14 protein-coding genes and 1 pseudogene are annotated in these 18,959 nt (G+C 37.2%); 3 read left to right on the top strand and 12 right to left on the bottom strand.

From position 1 onward, the window contains the following. Window positions 1-2: 2 nt before the first annotated feature. From mutL to LA20531_RS03810, 11 genes and pseudogenes are all read right to left on the bottom strand, one after another. Complete coding sequence (mutL, locus tag LA20531_RS03755) at window positions 3-1,907, bottom strand: DNA mismatch repair endonuclease MutL (protein ID WP_056940164.1); 1,905 nt, start codon at window positions 1,905-1,907, stop codon at window positions 3-5. Window positions 1,908-1,909: 2 nt separating this feature from the next. Continuing rightward, the gene (gene mutS / locus LA20531_RS03760) at window positions 1,910-4,486 is read right to left on the bottom strand and encodes a DNA mismatch repair protein MutS (protein ID WP_099202370.1); all 2,577 of its coding nucleotides are present in this window, start codon (window positions 4,484-4,486) and stop codon (window positions 1,910-1,912) included. A 202-nt stretch (window positions 4,487-4,688) separates the two neighbouring features. Further along, complete coding sequence (gene groL / locus LA20531_RS03765; RefSeq protein WP_013437227.1) at window positions 4,689-6,320, bottom strand: chaperonin GroEL; 1,632 nt, start codon at window positions 6,318-6,320, stop codon at window positions 4,689-4,691. 21 nt (window positions 6,321-6,341) lie between these two features. Further along, window positions 6,342-6,626 carry a co-chaperone GroES gene (gene groES / locus LA20531_RS03770; RefSeq protein ID WP_013437226.1) on the bottom strand — a complete coding sequence of 95 codons (285 nt, stop codon included), beginning with the start codon at window positions 6,624-6,626 and terminating at the stop codon, window positions 6,342-6,344. Between the two features lie 175 nt (window positions 6,627-6,801). Next, complete coding sequence (locus tag LA20531_RS03775) at window positions 6,802-7,557, bottom strand: LiaF transmembrane domain-containing protein (protein ID WP_013437225.1); 756 nt, start codon at window positions 7,555-7,557, stop codon at window positions 6,802-6,804. Then, window positions 7,557-8,012 carry a LytTR family DNA-binding domain-containing protein gene (locus tag LA20531_RS03780; RefSeq protein ID WP_014565570.1) on the bottom strand — a complete coding sequence of 152 codons (456 nt, stop codon included), beginning with the start codon at window positions 8,010-8,012 and terminating at the stop codon, window positions 7,557-7,559. Before LA20531_RS03780 ends, LA20531_RS03775 begins: the two co-directional genes overlap by 1 nt. A gap of 105 nt (window positions 8,013-8,117) precedes the next feature. Then, complete coding sequence (locus LA20531_RS03785) at window positions 8,118-8,393, bottom strand: hypothetical protein (protein ID WP_041810363.1); 276 nt, start codon at window positions 8,391-8,393, stop codon at window positions 8,118-8,120. A gap of 299 nt (window positions 8,394-8,692) precedes the next feature. Further along, the gene (locus LA20531_RS03795; RefSeq protein ID WP_013437221.1) at window positions 8,693-9,415 is read right to left on the bottom strand and encodes an SLAP domain-containing protein; all 723 of its coding nucleotides are present in this window, start codon (window positions 9,413-9,415) and stop codon (window positions 8,693-8,695) included. A 13-nt stretch (window positions 9,416-9,428) separates the two neighbouring features. Further along, window positions 9,429-10,481 carry a helveticin J family class III bacteriocin gene (locus LA20531_RS03800; protein ID WP_056940166.1) on the bottom strand — a complete coding sequence of 351 codons (1,053 nt, stop codon included), beginning with the start codon at window positions 10,479-10,481 and terminating at the stop codon, window positions 9,429-9,431. 58 nt (window positions 10,482-10,539) lie between these two features. Then, the gene (locus LA20531_RS03805) at window positions 10,540-11,349 is read right to left on the bottom strand and encodes a helix-turn-helix domain-containing protein (RefSeq protein ID WP_013437219.1); all 810 of its coding nucleotides are present in this window, start codon (window positions 11,347-11,349) and stop codon (window positions 10,540-10,542) included. Between the two features lie 126 nt (window positions 11,350-11,475). Continuing rightward, window positions 11,476-13,425: pseudogene (locus LA20531_RS03810) on the bottom strand (sucrose-specific PTS transporter subunit IIBC). A 241-nt stretch (window positions 13,426-13,666) separates the two neighbouring features. On the opposite strand from LA20531_RS03810, the gene LA20531_RS03815 reads away from it, so the two are divergent. Both LA20531_RS03815 and LA20531_RS03820 read left to right on the top strand, forming a co-directional pair. Next, window positions 13,667-15,115, top strand: coding sequence for a sucrose-6-phosphate hydrolase (locus LA20531_RS03815; protein ID WP_013437217.1), 1,449 nt, complete (start codon window positions 13,667-13,669; stop codon window positions 15,113-15,115). 15 nt (window positions 15,116-15,130) lie between these two features. After that, a complete protein-coding gene (locus LA20531_RS03820; RefSeq protein WP_056940167.1) occupies window positions 15,131-16,117 on the top strand; it encodes a LacI family DNA-binding transcriptional regulator in 987 nt (328 codons plus the stop codon). A 41-nt stretch (window positions 16,118-16,158) separates the two neighbouring features. Here the strand turns inward: LA20531_RS03820 and LA20531_RS03825 are convergent, their stop codons facing one another. After that, a complete protein-coding gene (locus LA20531_RS03825) occupies window positions 16,159-16,794 on the bottom strand; it encodes a redox-sensing transcriptional repressor Rex (protein WP_013437215.1) in 636 nt (211 codons plus the stop codon). 184 nt (window positions 16,795-16,978) lie between these two features. On the opposite strand from LA20531_RS03825, the gene LA20531_RS03830 reads away from it, so the two are divergent. Continuing rightward, on the top strand, window positions 16,979-18,895 hold the full coding sequence (locus tag LA20531_RS03830; protein WP_056940168.1) for an ABC-F family ATP-binding cassette domain-containing protein: 1,917 nt from the start codon (window positions 16,979-16,981) through the stop codon (window positions 18,893-18,895). The last annotated feature ends 64 nt before the right edge of the window (window positions 18,896-18,959 follow it).

The following is an 18,959-nucleotide window of genomic DNA, read 5'->3' on the forward strand; positions in this document are numbered from 1 at the left end:
TATTAATCATCCCTTTTGAACATCTTTTTTAATTCATTTTGGCTCATGCGGACCAAAACTAGACGCCCTGAGGCATCATGATATGGATCAGCCGTTTTGCGCAAATCACTAATAATTTGTTTTGCTTCTGCGGCAGACAAATCGATTTTCCCCGTTACTGCATGTTTGGCTTCCATCTCAGCTACACGTTTAAACAGATTCTCAGATTGACCCTTATCCAAATTCAGATAACTATCTAAGATTTGGCGAATCGTTTCTTCGATATTTTCATGAATCCAAGTTGGATATGAACGCACAATAAAACTATTTTGACCAAATTCTTCTAAGTAAATGCCAATCTGTTTAATCTGCTCCAGCTTATCTTTAATTTGGATAAAATCTAGATTACCGAATTCTAAGACAATTGGCGTAAGCAGTCCCTGCTGCACAATTTTTTTAGAAGCTAGTATCTGATATGTTTTTTCAAATTGCAGTCTTCTTCTAGCTGCAACCTGATCGATCAAGAACAGATCCCCTTCATTCTCTGCAATGATGTAGGTATCGGTTTGACCAACATAGGCTAGACGTGGCAAATTGTTGGCTAAAACTTCATCCCCGCTGGAAATCACCTCTTGATTAGCAGAAGAGGCACCAAAAGGCGTAAGTTTTTGCTGCTCTTCTACATTTTGATCCCAGGTTTTGGTGATAATGTATTTGTCATTTTCACGCGGAATGTTTAGATCAACGTATTTGCCAGTTCCCTCGGTATCTTCTTTTTCAGTTTCCTTAGCAGCCTTAAATTTTGGTTTTTCTACCTGATCATGAATTTCTGGTACTTCTTTACGTTCTGTATTTACTACATCTTGATTCAAGTTAAATTGCAATTGGTCTACTAATGTTTCACGCTTATTTTCTAGATTGGCAAATGCACTAGTTTGCTCAACTTTTTCCACAAGTGCATTACTGATTGCAGTTGTAATCAATCGACTAAGTTCTTTTTCCTTAGATAAACGTACCTCTTGCTTAGTGGGATGCACATTTACATCGACTAACAAAGGATCGACCTTAATAGACACAACAGCAATTGGATAATGCCGCGCCTCAAGTTTGGAGCCATAACCATCCATAATTGCTGTATTCAGTTGGAAGTTTCGAATATAACGTCCATTAAGCAGAATTGAAATAAAGTTGCGGGTTGAACGAGTCAATTCTGGTTTAGAAATTAAGCCCGTAACTTTAAAATCAGTATCTTCTGCCTCAATGTCTTCCATTTTTTCCGCAATATGGCGCCCATAAACATTGGCAACAGTTTGTTTTAAATTACCATTGCCAGTTGTTCTGAGTAAAATTTTACCCGTATTCGACAAGGCAAAAGATACTTGTGGATAACCTAATGCTAAGCGATTAATAATATCCACAATCTTCATGATTTCGGTTCGTGGACTGCGCAGATACTTCAATCTCGCTGGCGTGTTGAAAAACAGATCTTGCACCGTAATCTTGGTCCCTTTTTGCGATGCCGCATCTTCTTGACCTTTTTTATTGCCGCCACTAAAAGTAGCTCTTGTACCAATTGCTCCGTCTGTTGCCGTTAAAATTTCTACGTGACTTACCGCGGAAATTGAAGCCAGAGCTTCACCTCTAAAGCCTAAAGTCGAAACTTTAAACAGATCATGCTCGTTGCTAATTTTACTAGTCGCATGACGCGTAAAAGCCAGGTCAACTTGATCACGTTCAATTCCTGTACCGTTGTCCTGTACTACAATTTGCTTTAATCCTGCATCCACAAAATCTACTCTGATTCGGGTGGCTCCAGCATCAAGGGAGTTTTCCACCAATTCTTTAACTACGCTGGCAGGACGTTCAATAACTTCACCTGCCGCAATTTGATTGGTTAAAGTTTCAGATAATTCATGAATTTTAGGCATAATTAGTTATCATCCTTCAAGTCTTTTTGCCAATCCGCTACCATTTGCATAATTTGAAGTGGTGTCTTATCGGCCAAATAAAGATTAGAAATATCGTCAAGCACATCTTGTTCCGCATCGGTCATAGCTGGCTTGTCATTTTGTACTTGCTCTTCCTCATCTGAACTATCCACAGGCTCTGCGAATAAGTCTAATTGCTGACTAACTGGAGCAAGTTCACTGCCTTGTGCTTCAAGACGTTTTAATAATTTGGTTGCTTCACGCAATACGGCACGTGGTAAACCAGCAAGTTGGGCAACGTGAATACCATAACTTTGGTCGGCTGGTCCTGGTAAAATTTTGTGCAAAAAGATCAGCTTGCCATTTTCTTCAGTCGCACCAACGTGGATGTTCTTTAAATGATCTAGTGTCTCATCAAGTGCAGTTAATTCATGGTAGTGGGTCGCAAATAATGCCTTAGCTCCTACTTTATCATGCAGATACTTAACGATCGCCCCAGCTAAAGCCATACCATCGTAAGTTGCAGTACCACGACCAATTTCGTCAAAGAGAACCAAACTGCGTTTAGTTGCATATTGCAAAGCATCGTTTGCTTCGCTCATTTCAACCATGAAGGTACTTTGACCAGAAATCAGGTCATCGGCAGCACCAATTCGAGTAAAGATTTGATCAAATATTGGCAAATCAGCACTATCAGCTGGGACAAAGGAGCCCACTTGCGCCATGATTGCGATTAAAGCCATTTGTCTCATGTAGGTACTCTTACCAGACATGTTAGGACCAGTAATCAAGAAAATGTTGGTAGCTGAATCCATTTTGACATCGTTAGGGATGTAGGAACCAGCAGTCATAACTTTTTCAACTACTGGGTGGCGGCCATTAACCACATCGATATCCTGATTATCGGTATGGAAGTGAGGTCTGCAGTAATTATTTTGTTCAGCTACGGTCGCAAAGCCGCAGTAAACGTCTAAGGCTGCAAGTTGCCCACCCAATTTTTGCAAGGCAGGAATATACTTCTTAACTTCCTCACGTAATTTAACGAACAAGTCATATTCCAAGTCAGTTGAACGAGTTTGCGCCTCCAAGATTAAATTTTCGTGTTCCTTCAACTCTGGCGTAATGTAACGTTCAGCGTTGGTCAAAGTCTGTTTACGCGTGTAGCGATCCAGTGGCACCTTGCTCTTATTACCATTAGATACTTGAATGTAATAGCCAAAGACCTTGTTATAGCCAACTTTCAAGTTATCAATACCGGTCTTTTGTCGTTCGTCAGCTTCCATTTGAGCTAACCACTTTTTACCATTATTCATGGCATCCTTGTAGCGGTCCAGTTGCTTATCAACGCCTTCGCGAATTAAGCCACCTTCTGTAGTCAAAATTGGTGGATCCTTAACCAAAGTCGTTGAAATCATTTCTGCTACGCCCTTTAATGGATCAATCTTTTGGGCAAAATCTTCTAGCACTTGACTATCTGATTGGTTCAAAGCATCCAAAATTACAGGCACAGCTTGAAGTGAGCGGGATAATTGCAAAAGTTCACGTGCATTAACATTGCCAAAGGCAATTCGACCAGTTAAACGCTCTAGGTCATAAACGCCCTTCAACGCATCAATCGCATTTTCACGTGTGAAGTAACCATCAAGCAGAGCTTGCACCATTTCTTCACGGTGATTGATCTCATCCACATTGAGCAGTGGTCGAGCTAACCATTGCTTAAGCAGACGCCCACCCATTGCCGTATGAGTTTTATCAAGAACCCAGAAAAGCGAGCCCATTTTTTTACCAGTTTTAGCAGATGCAACTAATTCCAAATTATTTTGAACAGTATGCGACATCTGTAAGTATTGGTTTACTTCGTAGCTCTTAGCAATTTGCAAGTGGGCTAAGCTTCTCTTTTGGGTAGATAAAAGATAGCCTACCAGTTGACGCGTAGCTTCTTTTTCTGCCTTATTGGTTAAATTTTGTTCAACATAAGAAATCTCGGCATGTTCGCCTTCAATTGGCGTAGGCGCGGAAACGGTGATATTAGCCTTATGCATAAAGTCCTTATTTTGTTCAGTCAAAGGACCATTGTAAACAACTTCGCGTGTTCTTAATGATAAAAGTTCATTAGAAACAGCTTCGAAGCTCTTCAAATGTGTCGCATAAATTTCACCAGTTGATAAATCACTGTAGGCTAAGCCAAAGCCACTCTTAGTAGTCACTACTGAAGTTAAATAGTTAGAATCCTTAGCATCATTGGGACCTTCATTCATCATGGTACCTGGAGTTACCAATTGAATAATGCCACGCTTTACCATGCCCTTAGCTTTTTTAGGATCTTCGAGCTGTTCGCAAAGTGCAACCTTATATCCCTTTTCAACCAAAGTATTTACATAAGTATCAACGGCCAAATGAGGTACACCAGCCATCGGAATTGGATTCTTAGTTTTATTTGAACGGTGTGTTAAAGTTAATTCAAGAATCTGAGCGCCCTTAACCGCATCGTCTTCGAAAAGTTCGTAGAAATCTCCGACACGATAAAAAAGAAAGGCATCAGGATATTGCTTTTTAATTTCGTAATATTGCTCCATCATTGGAGTCGTACTTGCTTTTGCCATACAATCTCTTTTCTATTCCTATGCTTGATCACTGGTAATTATTATACGCTATAAAGGAAGATAAAAGAAAAACTTCGAAGCTGAACTTTTTTGCTCAACTTCGAAGTCTATTTAAGTATTTATTTGGATTTGAACTAGAGTGAGAGTTTTATTCTTTTATCAGAAATTAGTTTCTAAATTACATACCCATTCCTGGGGCGCCGGCACCTGCACCACCTTGTGGAGCAGCTGGCTTTTCTTCAGGAATTTCTGCAACAACAGCTTCAGTAGTAAGGAGTAATGCAGCAATTGAAGCAGCGTTTTGTAAAGCGGTACGAGTTACCTTAGTTGGGTCAATGATACCTGCGTCAACCATGTTTTCCCACTTGTCAGTAGCAGCGTTGTAACCAACTTCGTTTTCTTGGTTTTCAAGCTTGTTCAATACAACGGCACCGTCTTTACCTGCGTTTTCAGCAATTTGACGAACTGGTGCTGAAAGTGCTCTTAAAACAATGTTGATACCAGTTTGTTCATCTGGAGTGTCACCCTTAAGGTCCTTGATAGCCTTTTCTACGTCTACCAAAGCAGTACCACCACCAGCAACATAACCTTCGTCAACAGCAGCACGGGTTGAGTTCAAGGCATCTTCGATTCTGTAACGACGTTCCTTAAGCTCAGTTTCGGTAGCAGCACCAACGTGGATAACAGCTACACCACCAGTAAGTTTTGCAAGACGTTCTTGCAACTTCTTCTTGTCAAAGTCTGAAGTTGATTCTTCAATTTGCTTTCTGATTGAATCTTCACGTTCTTGGATAGCGTCCTTTGAACCAGCACCGTCAACAATAGTAGTTGAGTCCTTGGTTACAGTTACACGACGAGCTTGACCTAATTGATCAATCTTAGCATCCTTCAATTCAAGACCTAAGTCATCAGTAATTACTGTACCACCAGTCAAAGCAGCGATATCTTGTAATTGAGCCTTACGACGGTCACCAAAGCCAGGAGCCTTAACAGCAACAACGTTGAAAGTACCACGGATCTTGTTCAATACAAGAGTTGGAAGAGCTTCACCAGAAACATCGTCAGCAATGATTAACAAAGCCTTACCTTGTTGAACGATTTCTTGAAGAAGTGGCAAAATGTCTTGGATGTTAGAAATCTTCTTGTCAGTGATCAAGATGTATGGGTTGTCAAGATCTGCTTCCATCTTGTCGTTGTCAGTTACCATGTATTGTGATAAGTAACCACGATCGAATTGCATACCTTCAACTACTGAAAGTTCAGTGTTGATACCACGTGAATCTTCAATAGTGATAACACCATCGTGACCAACCTTTTCCATAGCGTCAGCGATTAAGTCACCAACTTCTTTAGATGCTGATGAAACAGCAGCTACGTTAGCGATTTGGTCCTTTGATTCAACCTTGTGGCTGATCTTGTGTAATTCATCAACGGCAGCTTGAGTAGCCTTTTCAATACCGCGACGAATACCTACAGGGTTAGCACCAGCAGTAACGTTCTTCATACCTTCACGAGCAATTGCTTGAGTTAAAACAGTTGCAGTAGTAGTACCGTCACCGGCAATGTCGTTAGTCTTTTGTGCAGCTTCAGCAACAAGCTTAGCACCCATGTTTTCGTAGTGGTCTTTTAATTCAATTGACTTAGCAATAGTAACACCATCGTTAGTAATATCTGGGTTGCCGTAGCTTTGTTCCAAAACAACGTTTCTACCCTTAGGACCAATAGTGGTCTTAACAGTATCAGCTAACTTGTCAACACCCTTTAAAAGGGAACGTCTTGCATTTTCTGAGAATTTAATATCTTTTGCCATATTCTATATCCGCTCCTTTAATTACTTTTCAATTGCTAAAATGTCTTTTTCGTGAAGAACTAAATACTTTTCGCCTTCGTATTCAACGTTAGTGCCTGAATATCTGTCGTAGATAACTACGTCGCCCTTCTTAACGACCATAGGAATCTTTTCGCCGTTTGATGCGTAAGCACCTTCACCGACAGCTACAACTTCGCCTTCAATTGGCTTCTTCTTAGCATTTGATGCTAAAACGATGCCGCCAACTGTCTTTTCTTCTTCTTCTTTAACTTTAACGATTACACGATCACCGATTGGTTGTAACACGTTTAGTCCCCCTTATAACTTATTTTCTTCTTTTTAAAAGTTTAAAATCATTATTAATTGATTAGCACTCTTATTTATCAAGTGCTAACTTACAAATATGATAATAACCCGTTTACCAAAAAAAAGCAAGAAAAAATTAGCACTTTTTTATAATGAGTGCTAATTTTGAATTTTCTTAATCTTTTACATGTTTAACAGTTAAATCTCCCATGGTATTTCTACCCTGTAAGATCAACTTGGTGCCAGTTCCCTTGCTGTGATCAATATCGACATCGCTCAAACTATTTTGCATATTATTTTCAACTTGCCAATCACTAGGAATATAAACATTAACGTCACACATTGAAGTATTAACGTTCATAATTACTTCATCTCCTGCAGCTTTAGCACCGTCTAAATAAACGCTAACTTCGCCCATAGTAGAATCAATAGTAATAGTCTTTAAATTTTGTGAATGGATATAGCGTGAAGCTTCTGACATTTTTCCACTGATCACCACATTATCACTATCAACACCGAAGCTGCTATCAGTGATCACATTGTCTGAGTCAAAAGTTTTATTTTTCAAATCTGACCAGTTAGCATCCACTTTTTTACCATTAATAATCACTGTCGGCTTGAAACTTTTTCTAAAAATCAAACTAATTCCAGCAGAAATTAGAAATGCGACAAGCAAAATAGTCCACGGAGCAAGCGCTGCAATATGAAGTGGCTTAGCATAAATAATTAATAAAAATGCAATTGAAAAAATAGACCCATATAAATTTTTATTTATTATTGAAGTAATTAAACTAGCTGCAAAAACTACTGTCCAAAAGATCGCCCAGAAACCTATCGTAAATGGTAATAAATGTAACTGGTCAATTACTAAGAACACGGCAGCTGCAATTAACCCAACGCCCCAGAAAATTCGACTCCACTTAGCTTTCATTAGTAAGTCCTTCTTTCGTTTAATTTATCTTTTAATTCGCGGTAGTAACGTCTAGAAACATAAACGGTTTTGTAAGAATGATGAAATTGAATCTGGCAATTAGAAATTGATTTAGTCAAAGCATAAATCTGATCTAAGTTAAGAATTGTTGATTTAGATACTCGCATAAATTGTCCGCCAAGCAAATTTTCTAATTCATACAACTTGTATTTCACAGCATAGCTATGATTTATAGTATGTGCCATTACCTGTTTATCAGCAGTTTCAAAGAATAGAATCTGATTTATATCGAGATAATATGCTTTGTCATCCTTTACTCCAGTAATTTGATCAGGATGAGATGATTCATCTTGCAATTTACGATAAATTCGCTCTAGTTCTGGAGTAATTTTATTAGCTTTGATAATTACTTCCGATTCCTGGTTATCAGGATCAATTTCTAATTTAACCTTCATTTTTTTCATCCCCTTCATTTCTATAATCCTATTACACCGCGTTTTATTAAGAAAAACTAGCTAATTCAACTAAGTGGTCACAAAATTGAAGTAAGCGGTCATTTTTTAAAACCAATCAAAAATTGAAGAAAATAATGCATCCCATAGTCCTTCGACCAAGGTATAAGATAATTGCTTTTTATAAGCCTTACCAAAGCTGGTATATTCATATGTTTTATTTGCTTCTTCATCGGTAAAGTAATATTTGCCATTTTTCCGACTGCACAAAGTTCTAATCAAGGCAACAAGCATCCCCAAAAGCATGAAAAAGATGACTAGAATAATTATGAAGACGATTCCTGTCCAACTTTGTAGGTAGTAGTTAAAGCCTAGCGAAACCATCTAAAGCAAATAGAAAATAAAAGTTAAACCACTAGTAAAAATGCGTGGCAGTTTTATTTTGGCCGTTAATAGAATTGCCGGAATAATGGGCAAAATTGAAAAGATGAGCAAAACTATGCCATAACTTTTAGTAACATTCTTCACTCCACTAAAAAAGATAAAAACTATGCTCAAAATGATGCAAGCAATGAACAATAACCAAGTTCGATTTCTTTTTACATTCATGATTATCCACCTTCTTTTTTGTAGCATAACATGAAAAATCGCTCAAGATTGTTTCTTGAGCGATTTTCTTCATATTAGTTTTTACTGTGTAGCCTATCCTGTTCTTTTTGTCTATTCTCTATAGTTTCCGCAAACTGCAAATCAATTCTTGGACGTTTTGTATCATTTGCATAGATATAAGTTTGTGTTCCTTTGATCCGGTAGAAGCAATAAACCCTGCTAGAAACATTATAGTTTTTCAAATTGAGTAAAGCATCAACTCTGACTTTTTGCCCCTTTTTAACCATCTGAGAAATTGGATTACCCGCATAATTATACAGATGAGCATCACGCTTAACAGTCAAAGTTAATTCTGTAGCGTAAACTGCGTATTTACCTATATGGCCCACATTGGCTGCTTTAACATAATTACCTTGCCCCATGTTATAGTATGGCTGCTTTTTAATCATGCGATATGAAACATAACACATCTTTTTTGGTTGACCATAATCGTTTACAAAAAAGTAGAATGGTGCATTAACCGGAAGTCCATCATACTGGCTTCTAGTATAAGGCATACTAGTATATGGATTAGTTACCGTTTTAGATGTTAAGTTACCAACTAACGTAACTTTTTCTCCCTTAAACAATTTCTTGTAGGAAGTCTTACGTTTACCACTTTTATCATATACATAAGTATTATGATTCAATGTACCAGTATAAGTTGCAGCTGATGTATTTTGTGAGAAGAAACAGAGGAAGCTCACCACCATAAGTACCGCAATGTAAAAGTTCAAATACTTTTTAGAATGTTTCATTCAATAGTCACCTTTATAAGATACCAAACACTTGATATATTCTACTTTCTACAACTGTGTTATTAGCATCATATTTATCATGGTACGATGCTGTCACATATACGTTTCCAGTTCCAGTAATTTGAATACTTTCTAACTCTGTATAATAATTATTATCTACTATACCATTTAATGAGAAGGCTTGACCATTATTATTAGACGAAGATCCCCACGGAATTTTTACAATCTTAGGATGAATGTCACTTTCTATAGTGGTAGATTTTTGACAAGTAACATAAATATTCCAGTTATTATCGATATCAAATCCTTGTACAGAATCGATATACGTATCTCCACTGCCGCCATTAAAAAAGTTATCAATGTGAAATGCATTCTTCTCTTTATCAAATACATTTATTGGAACTGGTGTTGTACCATAAGAATTCAATTTACTATTAATTGAATCTAAATTATACAAAGCAAAATGACCTGAATAATTATTCCAAATACCTGCGATCAGTAACTTATCATAATTAGGAGTTGCTGCGGCTTCTACTCTCAATAAGTGTTGACCATGCCAATTGGCATCTGTTGCTTCAACTAACTGAGATAACCGAGGTAATTGAGTATTTTTGTCATAACTCTCTCCAAATTTCATTCGAGCAATCTGAGTACTCCATTTAATTCCCTCAGTAACTCGTTCATTAGGCTTCACACCCACAAACCAATTATTTTTTGTAGCATATTCCCATGTCTGAGTATGACCACTCGCAGTACCTGTCAACCAAGTTTGAGGTGACGGGAAACTTAAGTATTCTTGATCATTTCGAATTCTACTTACTAAAGTTTGATTTTTATACATCTGTAAAGCGTACACATACGTTTCACCAATGTTTCCTTTTTGTACCACTCTAGCATACGGCATCTTCAAAGTGTGTAATAATTGTACTTGTGCTTCAATCATAATAATTCTTCCTTCCAGTTTTACACAAGCCACATCAAACCAATAATTGTAGAAATTACTGGTGTTACCAATATATCCATATCTATACCTTCCTTCTTTTCTCACACCTTTGATACTAACCATTATCTTTTTAATTAGATACTTCCTTTACCAAACCTTGATCTTGTTTTCCAAATGGAAACTATTTCTCTGGTAGTCCACTTACTATCTTAGGGACAACTCGTTTTAATACGCTTAAAGTTTGTGCCAATTCCTTTTCATTCTTGAAAAAAACAGCATCATAATAATCACCCATCAGCTTATCTAAGGTCAATTCAGGAATTCCCGGTAAATTTTGTAAAAAATTGATATATTTTCGAGCCATTCTTTTAGCACGATAATCATATAAAACATGCAAATAATTAACGAAAATATTGCCAATACGCTTTTGTGTATCTAATGGATATTGATCTATCTTTTGATATTTCACCAACAATTTATTCATCAAGGTAGCTAAGAAGTTAAAATCAATTACTCTAGTAGAATTTCCAATAATTCTCAACATATCTGGATCATCCATCCAGGTAGCATCCCTTTCAAAATAATTAATTAACTTTGCGCTTAGTTCTTGCTTGGTTTCTTTTAAATTATTAGTCAAAACTGCAACTACTAATTCAGCCCGAATTTGTAACTCTTCCGCATCAGAAAAATCGGCTAATTGTTCTTTTACTGCCTTAGCCAATTTAATATCTGGCTTATAAAAAGCTTTAGTTAACTGATCTGCTAGTTCATTTAAACTATTCCGTTTTTTATCAATAATCTTTTTTCTAAAATTATTAACATCGATTTTTCTAGCATCTAATAATTCAAATAAGTCTTTTGCCTTTATGTCCTGAATATCATTTTCAATCTTAGAATAATGAGATACAGAAATAGATGTTCCTTCCACCATTTCTTTTTGCGTCAAATCCAAGTTTTCTCTTTCTTTTCTTAAAGCATCACCAATCGTCATAATTTTTCCTTCTAACAATTTAGAATTTTTAATCAATTATATTATTTAACATGAAAAATCGCCCAAGATTATCTCTTGAGCGTTTTTCTTTATTGTTAATTGTTTTAAGGAATAAGATATCAACGATTAATTACGAGCTGTAACAGCGATTAACTTATCACCATGCTTGTCGCCTGCATCAGTAATACGTTGAACATTTGCATAGTTGGCAGTGTTAGTAATTACTACCATTACAGTAGTATCTTAGCCTGCCTTCTTGACAGCATCTAAGTCAACGCTGCCAAGTTTGTCACCCTTTTGAACACGTTGGCCTTGCTTTACAAAGCTTTCGAAGTGTTCACCCTTAAGGTTTACAGTATCAAGACCGATGTGGATTAAAACTTCAGCACCATCATCTGACTTAATACCATATGCGTGCTTAGTTTCGTAAGCAATAGTTACAGTACCAGTTACTGGTGCGTAAATAGTACCATCACTTGGAATAACTGCAGCACCGTCACCCATCAACTTAGCTGAGAATACTTGATCGTTAACCTTAGTTAAGCTTTCTGGAGTACCGTCAACTGGTGAAGCAATAACTTCATCCTTTAATGATAATTGTTCTTTTGAAACTTTTTCTGCTTTTTGATTTTCTTCAGCTTGAGTAGTTGCGTCATTTACTGGTACGTCTTGACTTGCAACTTCTTCCTTCAAGTGACCCTTACCGTAAACATAAGTAAGAATGAATGCAACTGCAAAACTAATTGCAACTGAGACAACCCACATTGGGATAGTCTTTGGATAAATTGAAAGGAATCCTAAGAAACCAGCTGAACCAAGAGCTGCAGCAGTTACGTGCATCAAGCCAGCAAATGCAGCAGCCACACCTGAACCAATTAAGGCACAGAAGAATGGGAACTTGTACTTCAAGTTAACACCGAAAAGTGCTGGTTCAGTAATACCAAGAAGTGCTGAAACACCTGATGAACTTGCCAAACCCTTCATCTTTTCGTTCTTAGTTAAGAAGTAAACTGCGAAAGTTGCGGCACCTTGTGCAACGTTAGCCATACATGCAGTAACGAAGATAAAGTCACCAGAACTTGCTGGGTTCTTAGCAAAGGCTGCCAAAAGTTGAGTTTCAACAGCTGGGAAACTTTGGTGAAGGCCAGTAGTAACAATTGCTGAGTAAGTAAGACCAAAGATACCCATACCAAAGGCACCAGTAGTGTTGTAAAGCCATACGATTGCATTAGTAATAGCGTCAGATACGCCCTTGAATACTGGTCCAATGATTGTGAAAGTCAAGAAACCAGTAATCATAATTGAAAGAAGTGGCGTAAAGGTAAAGTCAACTGCAGATGGTAAGTGCTTGTGGAAGAATTTTTCCAAAATTGATAATACCCAAACAGCTACTAAAACTGGAATAACTTGGTATTGGTAGTTGGTTTGAGCAACGTGCAAACCGAAGATGTTCCAGAAGTGGTTAGCACCTTGAAGTCCAGGTGTAGTCATAATCATACCGATTGTTGCACCTAAGAATTGGTTGGCACCAAACCGTTTAGCCGCCGACATACCAACTAGAATTGGCATGAAGATAAATGGAGCGGCTGACATTACCTGAATCATTTCTGACATTCCGGCAATGTTTGGAGCCATTTGAACAACTGACTTAGGACCAAATAGTCCTGGTGAAGTCAAGAAGTTGTTCAAAGCCATCAACAAACCACCAGCAAATAAGGCTGGAATAATTGGAACGAAGATGTCAGACAAAAGCTTAATGAAGTCCATGATTGGATTCTTCTTTTGGCCTTCAGCTGCTACCTTCTTTAAATCATCGGTTGATAATTCCTTAAGACCTGTGATTTTAATGAATTCGTCGTAAACGTCATTAACATCCCCTGGCCCAATAATAACTTGATATTGGCCATTAGTCTTAAATGTGCCTTTAACATCTGGATCGTTGTCCAATGCTTTTTGATCAACCTTTGAGTCATCTTTTAAAACTAAACGCAAACGAGTAGCACAGTGAGCACCAGCGATAATATTGTCGCGGCCCACGTCTTTAATTACTCGTTCAGCCACCTTTCTGTGGTCCATATTTGTTTCCTCCCATGTAAGCGCTTTATTATCATTTCACTAATTATGATAACGCATTCAAAAATATGTCAATCGCTTGACATAAATTTCTATATTTTATTTTTACTTATAGTTTTTATTATGGATAAATAAGGCATTATTGTAGTAAATACCAATATGAAAAATATGATAATCGTTTGACATTTTTTTATAATCTACTAAAATATCATATAAAGATAACGCTTACATGGAGGCTTTTATTATGGAATGGACAAGAGAAAAACGTTACTTACCTTATAGTAAATGGGATGCCGATACTTTACTTCATTTGCAAGCACAAGCAGCCAATTCCCCTTACCAAATGCACTATCACTTACATCCAATTTCTGGGTTAATCAACGATCCAAATGGTTTTTCTTACTTTAATGGTGAATATCATCTTTTCTATCAATCATATCCATTTGGTGCTGTTCACGGCTTAAAGTCATGGGTTCACTTTAAATCATCAGATTTAGTTAACTGGGAAAGCTTAGGCTTAGCTGTTGAACCCGATACAATGGCTGATTCTCACGGGGCATACTCAGGTTCTGCTCGTGAAATTGACGGCAAATTATTCCTAATGTACACAGGTAACCACCGCGATGAAAATTGGGTTCGCATCCCTTATCAAGTTGGTGCTTGGATGGACAAAAATGGGAAGGTTGCTGATAAAACTATCTTATTTAAGAATCCTGACCACATTACTGAACACTTCCGCGACCCACAAATTTTAAAGCAAAACGACACCTACTACGCTATTTTGGGTGCACAAGACAAAGCTGAAAAACATGGTCATATTGATGTGTGGAAATCAAAGGATTTAAAGAATTGGGAAGAACTAGGCTTCTTAGACATGGGCACAGATGACTTAGGTTACATGATCGAATGTCCTAACATTGTTAGAGTCGATGGCCACGTTGTTGTAATTTTCTGCCCTCAAGGCTTAGACAAGAAGATTGCCGACTACGATGACATTTACCCTAACATGTACATCATTGCCGACGACATTGATTTTAAAAATCATAAATTAATCAATCCTGGTAAATTGCACAATTTGGACAAAGGCTTCGACGTTTACGCTACCCAAGCATTTAACGCACCTAATGGCAAAGTCTATGAAATCAGCTGGGTTGGTTTACCAGATACCACTTACCCAACCGATAATGAAAACTGGGCCAACTGCCTTAGTCAAGTCAAAAAATTATCTATCAAAGATGGTAAGTTAATGCAAAAACCTGTTTCTGCTATGCAAGAACTTCGTTACAATGAAAAAGAAATTTCAGACGAAAACAAAGCTAGTCAACAATATGAAGCTGAACTCACAATTAAAGCTGGTCAAAAAGGCAGTCTTTACCTTGCCGCAAACGATAATTTAACTAGCGGCCTTAAACTTGATTTCGACACTGAAAACGGAACTTTAATTCTTGATCGTTCTAACGCTGGTCAAAAAGTTTCTGTCGATTATGGTGAAACTAGACAAGCTAACTTTGAAGCTAACACTGACTTAAAGTTAAACATCTTTATTGATCATTCATTAATTGAAATTTTCGTGAACCACGGCGAAGAAGTTTTAACCGGTCGTTATTTTGCAGATCAAAACAATACTAAATTCGCATTTGCACAAAAGACACACTATAATGGTAAATTATGGCAAATGAAAACTATTCTTTAGATTAAGGTGATATAGATGGCAGCTAAATTAAGCGATGTTGCCAAAGAAGCAGGTTGTTCAGTTACTACGGTTTCACGTGTAATCAACAACCATGGCTATTTAAGTCAAAAAACCAAAGATAAAGTTTTTGCGGCAATGCGAAAGCTAAATTATCAACCCAATTCTGTTGCCCGCTCTCTTCAAGGTAAAAGAATGAATCTAGTTGGATTGATTTTCCCTGGTATTATTAATCCATTTTTTGCGGAACTAGTGCAAAACATCGAAGAAGAATTATTCAAAAAAGGCTACAAAGTTATCATGTGCAACGCTAGTCGTGATAAAGAAAAAGAGCATGAATATTTACGCATGCTCCAAGCCAATCAAGTTGATGGTATTATCGCAGGTGCACACAACTTGGGGATTGAAGAATATAAGCAATTAGGTTTGCCAATTGTTTCTTTTGACCGTAAATTATCTGATAATGTCCCTATCGTAAGTTGTGATAACTACCAAGGTATCAAATTAGCCATGCATGATTTAATTCAAGCCGGCTGTAAAAAGATTTACTTTTTGGGTAATGAACATAAAAAAGGCAATCCTACCGATGAACGATTGGATACCTATCTCGATGAAGTGAAAAAGCATGACTTAAAACCACATATTCGTTCTGTCGCTTTTTCTGATTCTTCTAACATTAAAAATATGCAAATTCATGACATGTTAGTTGAAAACCATCCTGATGGCGTAGTTTGCACTGACGATTTAACTGCTATCTTGGTTTTACAAGAAGCTAAAAAATTAGGTATTAAAGTCCCTAAGGAATTAAAAGTAATCGGCTTTGATGGCACTAAATTGATTCAGACTTATCATTCTGAATTAACCACCATCGCCCAACCTATTCACGATATTGCTACATTATTAGTGGATTTGCTTTTAAAGCGAATTGCACATCCCGACGAAGAGCTAAAGCAAATGAACTACACATTGCCTGTAAAACTAATTAAAAGTGAAACGACCGCATAAAAAAACGACTGAGTTGAATCTCAGTCGTTTTTGTTTTGGCATTAATTTTCTTTATCGCTGTCTAAGAAGTAGATCAGTGTTTGTAATTCAGTGGCTAAATCTACGTTTTGTACACGGACATTAGCTGGAGCAGACAATCTAATTGGAGTAAAGTTCATAATTCCCTTTACACCAGCATCTACCATTTCATCAGTTGTCTTTTGCGCTGCAGTTGAAGGAACGGTTAAAATTGCAATTGAAATTTGTTGGTCACTCAATTGTTGCTTTAAATCGTCCATGTCATAAACGGGAACACCGCTTAAAATACGACCAGTGATTTCCTTATTAATATCAAAAGCACATGAAATTCTAATATTGTTACTACGTTTAAAGTTGTAATTTAACAAGGCACGTCCCAAGTTACCTACACCGATCAAGGCAACATTAGTCAATGTGTCTTGATTCAAAATCTTCTTGAAGAATGTAAGCAAGTTCTTAACGTCGTAGCCATATCCACGTTTACCTAATGCGCCAAAATAAGAAAAGTCTCTTCTAATTGAGGCACTATCAACTTGAACAGCTTCTGACAATTCAGTTGATGAAACCTTATCTTTGCCTTCTTCATTCAAAATCAGCAAATAACGGTAATATAATGGTAATCTTTTGGCTGTTGCCTTTGGAATCTTTATTTTTTCCATTTGAAGCCCTCCAAACTTATTCCATGTTTGTGAATGTACAATCAATCACTACTATCATAACTGTTATTATGCCTTTTGTGCAAGTATCTTTTTCACAAAGATACACTTTTTCACATATTGACATGAGAAAACCAGTAATATTAGGCTTGCATCATATGATAGAATAATGATTAGGTGAAAAATTATGATTATTGCACAAGGACACGATTTAGAACAACAATTTGGTGCCAACACGTTATTTAAGAATGTTACTTTTTCAATCGATTCAAATGCAAGAATCGGCTTAGTTGGCCCTAATGGGGTTGGTAAAACTACCCTATTAAAAATTATGACAGGCGAACAAGAACCTACTCGTGGTGAATTTACCGTTAATAAAGGTATTGATGTAGGTTATATCGCCCAGGAAAATGCTTTAGACGAAGACAAAACTATCTGGGATGAAATGGAATCCGTTTTTGCTCCTTTAATCAAAGAAGGCAAAGTATTAACCAACATGCAGCAACAAATTGCAGACCATCCTGAAGATCAGGACTTACTAAAGCAATATGACCAAAAGCAGTTCAATTTTGAACAAAAAGGTGGCTATACTTACCAATCAGATATCAAGAGTATCCTTAACGGCTTTAAGTTTCCTGAAGATACTTGGCAAAAACGCATTGGTAGTTTATCTGGTGGTGAAAAAACCAGATTAGCCTTCGTTAAGTTGCTTTTGCGTAAGCCTGCCTTGCTCTTACTAGACGAACCAACCAACTATTTGGACCTAGATACGCTTGATTGGCTGGAAGGCTTTTTAAAGAACTACAGCGGCGCCATTTTAGTAGTATCCCACGACCAATACTTTTTGGATCATTTGGCAACACAAATTTTTGAGTTGCAATTTGGTAAGCTGACTACTTTTAAAGGTAATTATTCTGCCTACGTAATGCAGCGTGAACAACGTGATAAAGATCAAGAAGCTGCTTACGAAAAACAACAAGCTGAAATCAAGAAAGATGAAGAGTTCATTCAAAAGAACTTGGTTCGTGCCACAACTACTAAGAGAGCACAAAGTCGCCGCAAGAAGCTAGAAAAGATCGATCGCATCAAGCCGCCTAAGCATAAGAACAAGGTGCGTATTCACTTTAGTAGCGAACGTCCATCTGGTAAGGAAGTTTTAATCTTTAATGATTTAACTATTGGCTATCCTGAAAAAACGATGGTGAGTGACATCTCCTTCCAAGTAAATAAAGGTGATCGTGTCGCCGTCATCGGTCCTAACGGAATCGGCAAATCTACTTTACTGAAGACAATTATGAAGCAGCTGAAGCCAAAAGGCGGTTCAATCAAGTATGGTGCTTCGTTAGACATTGGTTACTACGACCAGGAATTGCAAGGACTCGATCCATCTAAGACTGTTTTGGACACCGTTTGGGATCGTCATAAGACTATGCCAGAACGTGACGTTCGTTCAATTTTGGCCAGTTTCTTATTTACGGCTAAAGATATCGATAAAACAGTTGGACAATTATCTGGTGGTCAAAAGGCGCGTTTAACTTTAACTGTCTTGTCACTTGAACATGACAATTTCTTACTAATGGACGAACCAACCAACCACTTGGATATTGAAGCTAAAGAAGTACTTGAAAAAGCATTGAAGGACTTTGATGGTACTTTGCTCTTTGTATCCCACGACCGTTACTTCATTAACCAACTTGCCAATAAGATCGTTTCAGTTAGAGATGGTCATGCCAAGATTTATAATGGTAACTATTCTTACTACCTTGATGAAAAAGCAAAGCAAGCTAATGCCACAGCTAGCGCAACTGAAGATGCGGAACCTGTAAAGGCAGTTAGTGAACAAAAGCTTTCTTACCAGGAACAAAAACAGCGTGATTCGCAAAAGAGAAAATTGCAACGAGCAATCGATCAAGCGGAAAAAGAAATCGAAGACTTAGAAGCTAAAGAAAAAGATATTCAAAACGAAATGGCTAACCCAGAGATTGCTTCTAACTTTGATAAATTGGGACCTCTTCAAGAACAACTAGACGAGATTCAAAAGCAACTAGATACTGCTAACAACAACTGGGGAAAGGCTATCGAAGAACTAGATAACTTTGAATAAAAGACAGCCACTATAACTAAATAGTTATAGTGTTTTTTTGCCTTATTATACATGTATTATAAAT

This window comes from Lactobacillus amylovorus DSM 20531, from assembly GCF_002706375.1.
Classification (GTDB): Bacteria; Bacillota; Bacilli; order Lactobacillales; family Lactobacillaceae; genus Lactobacillus; species Lactobacillus amylovorus.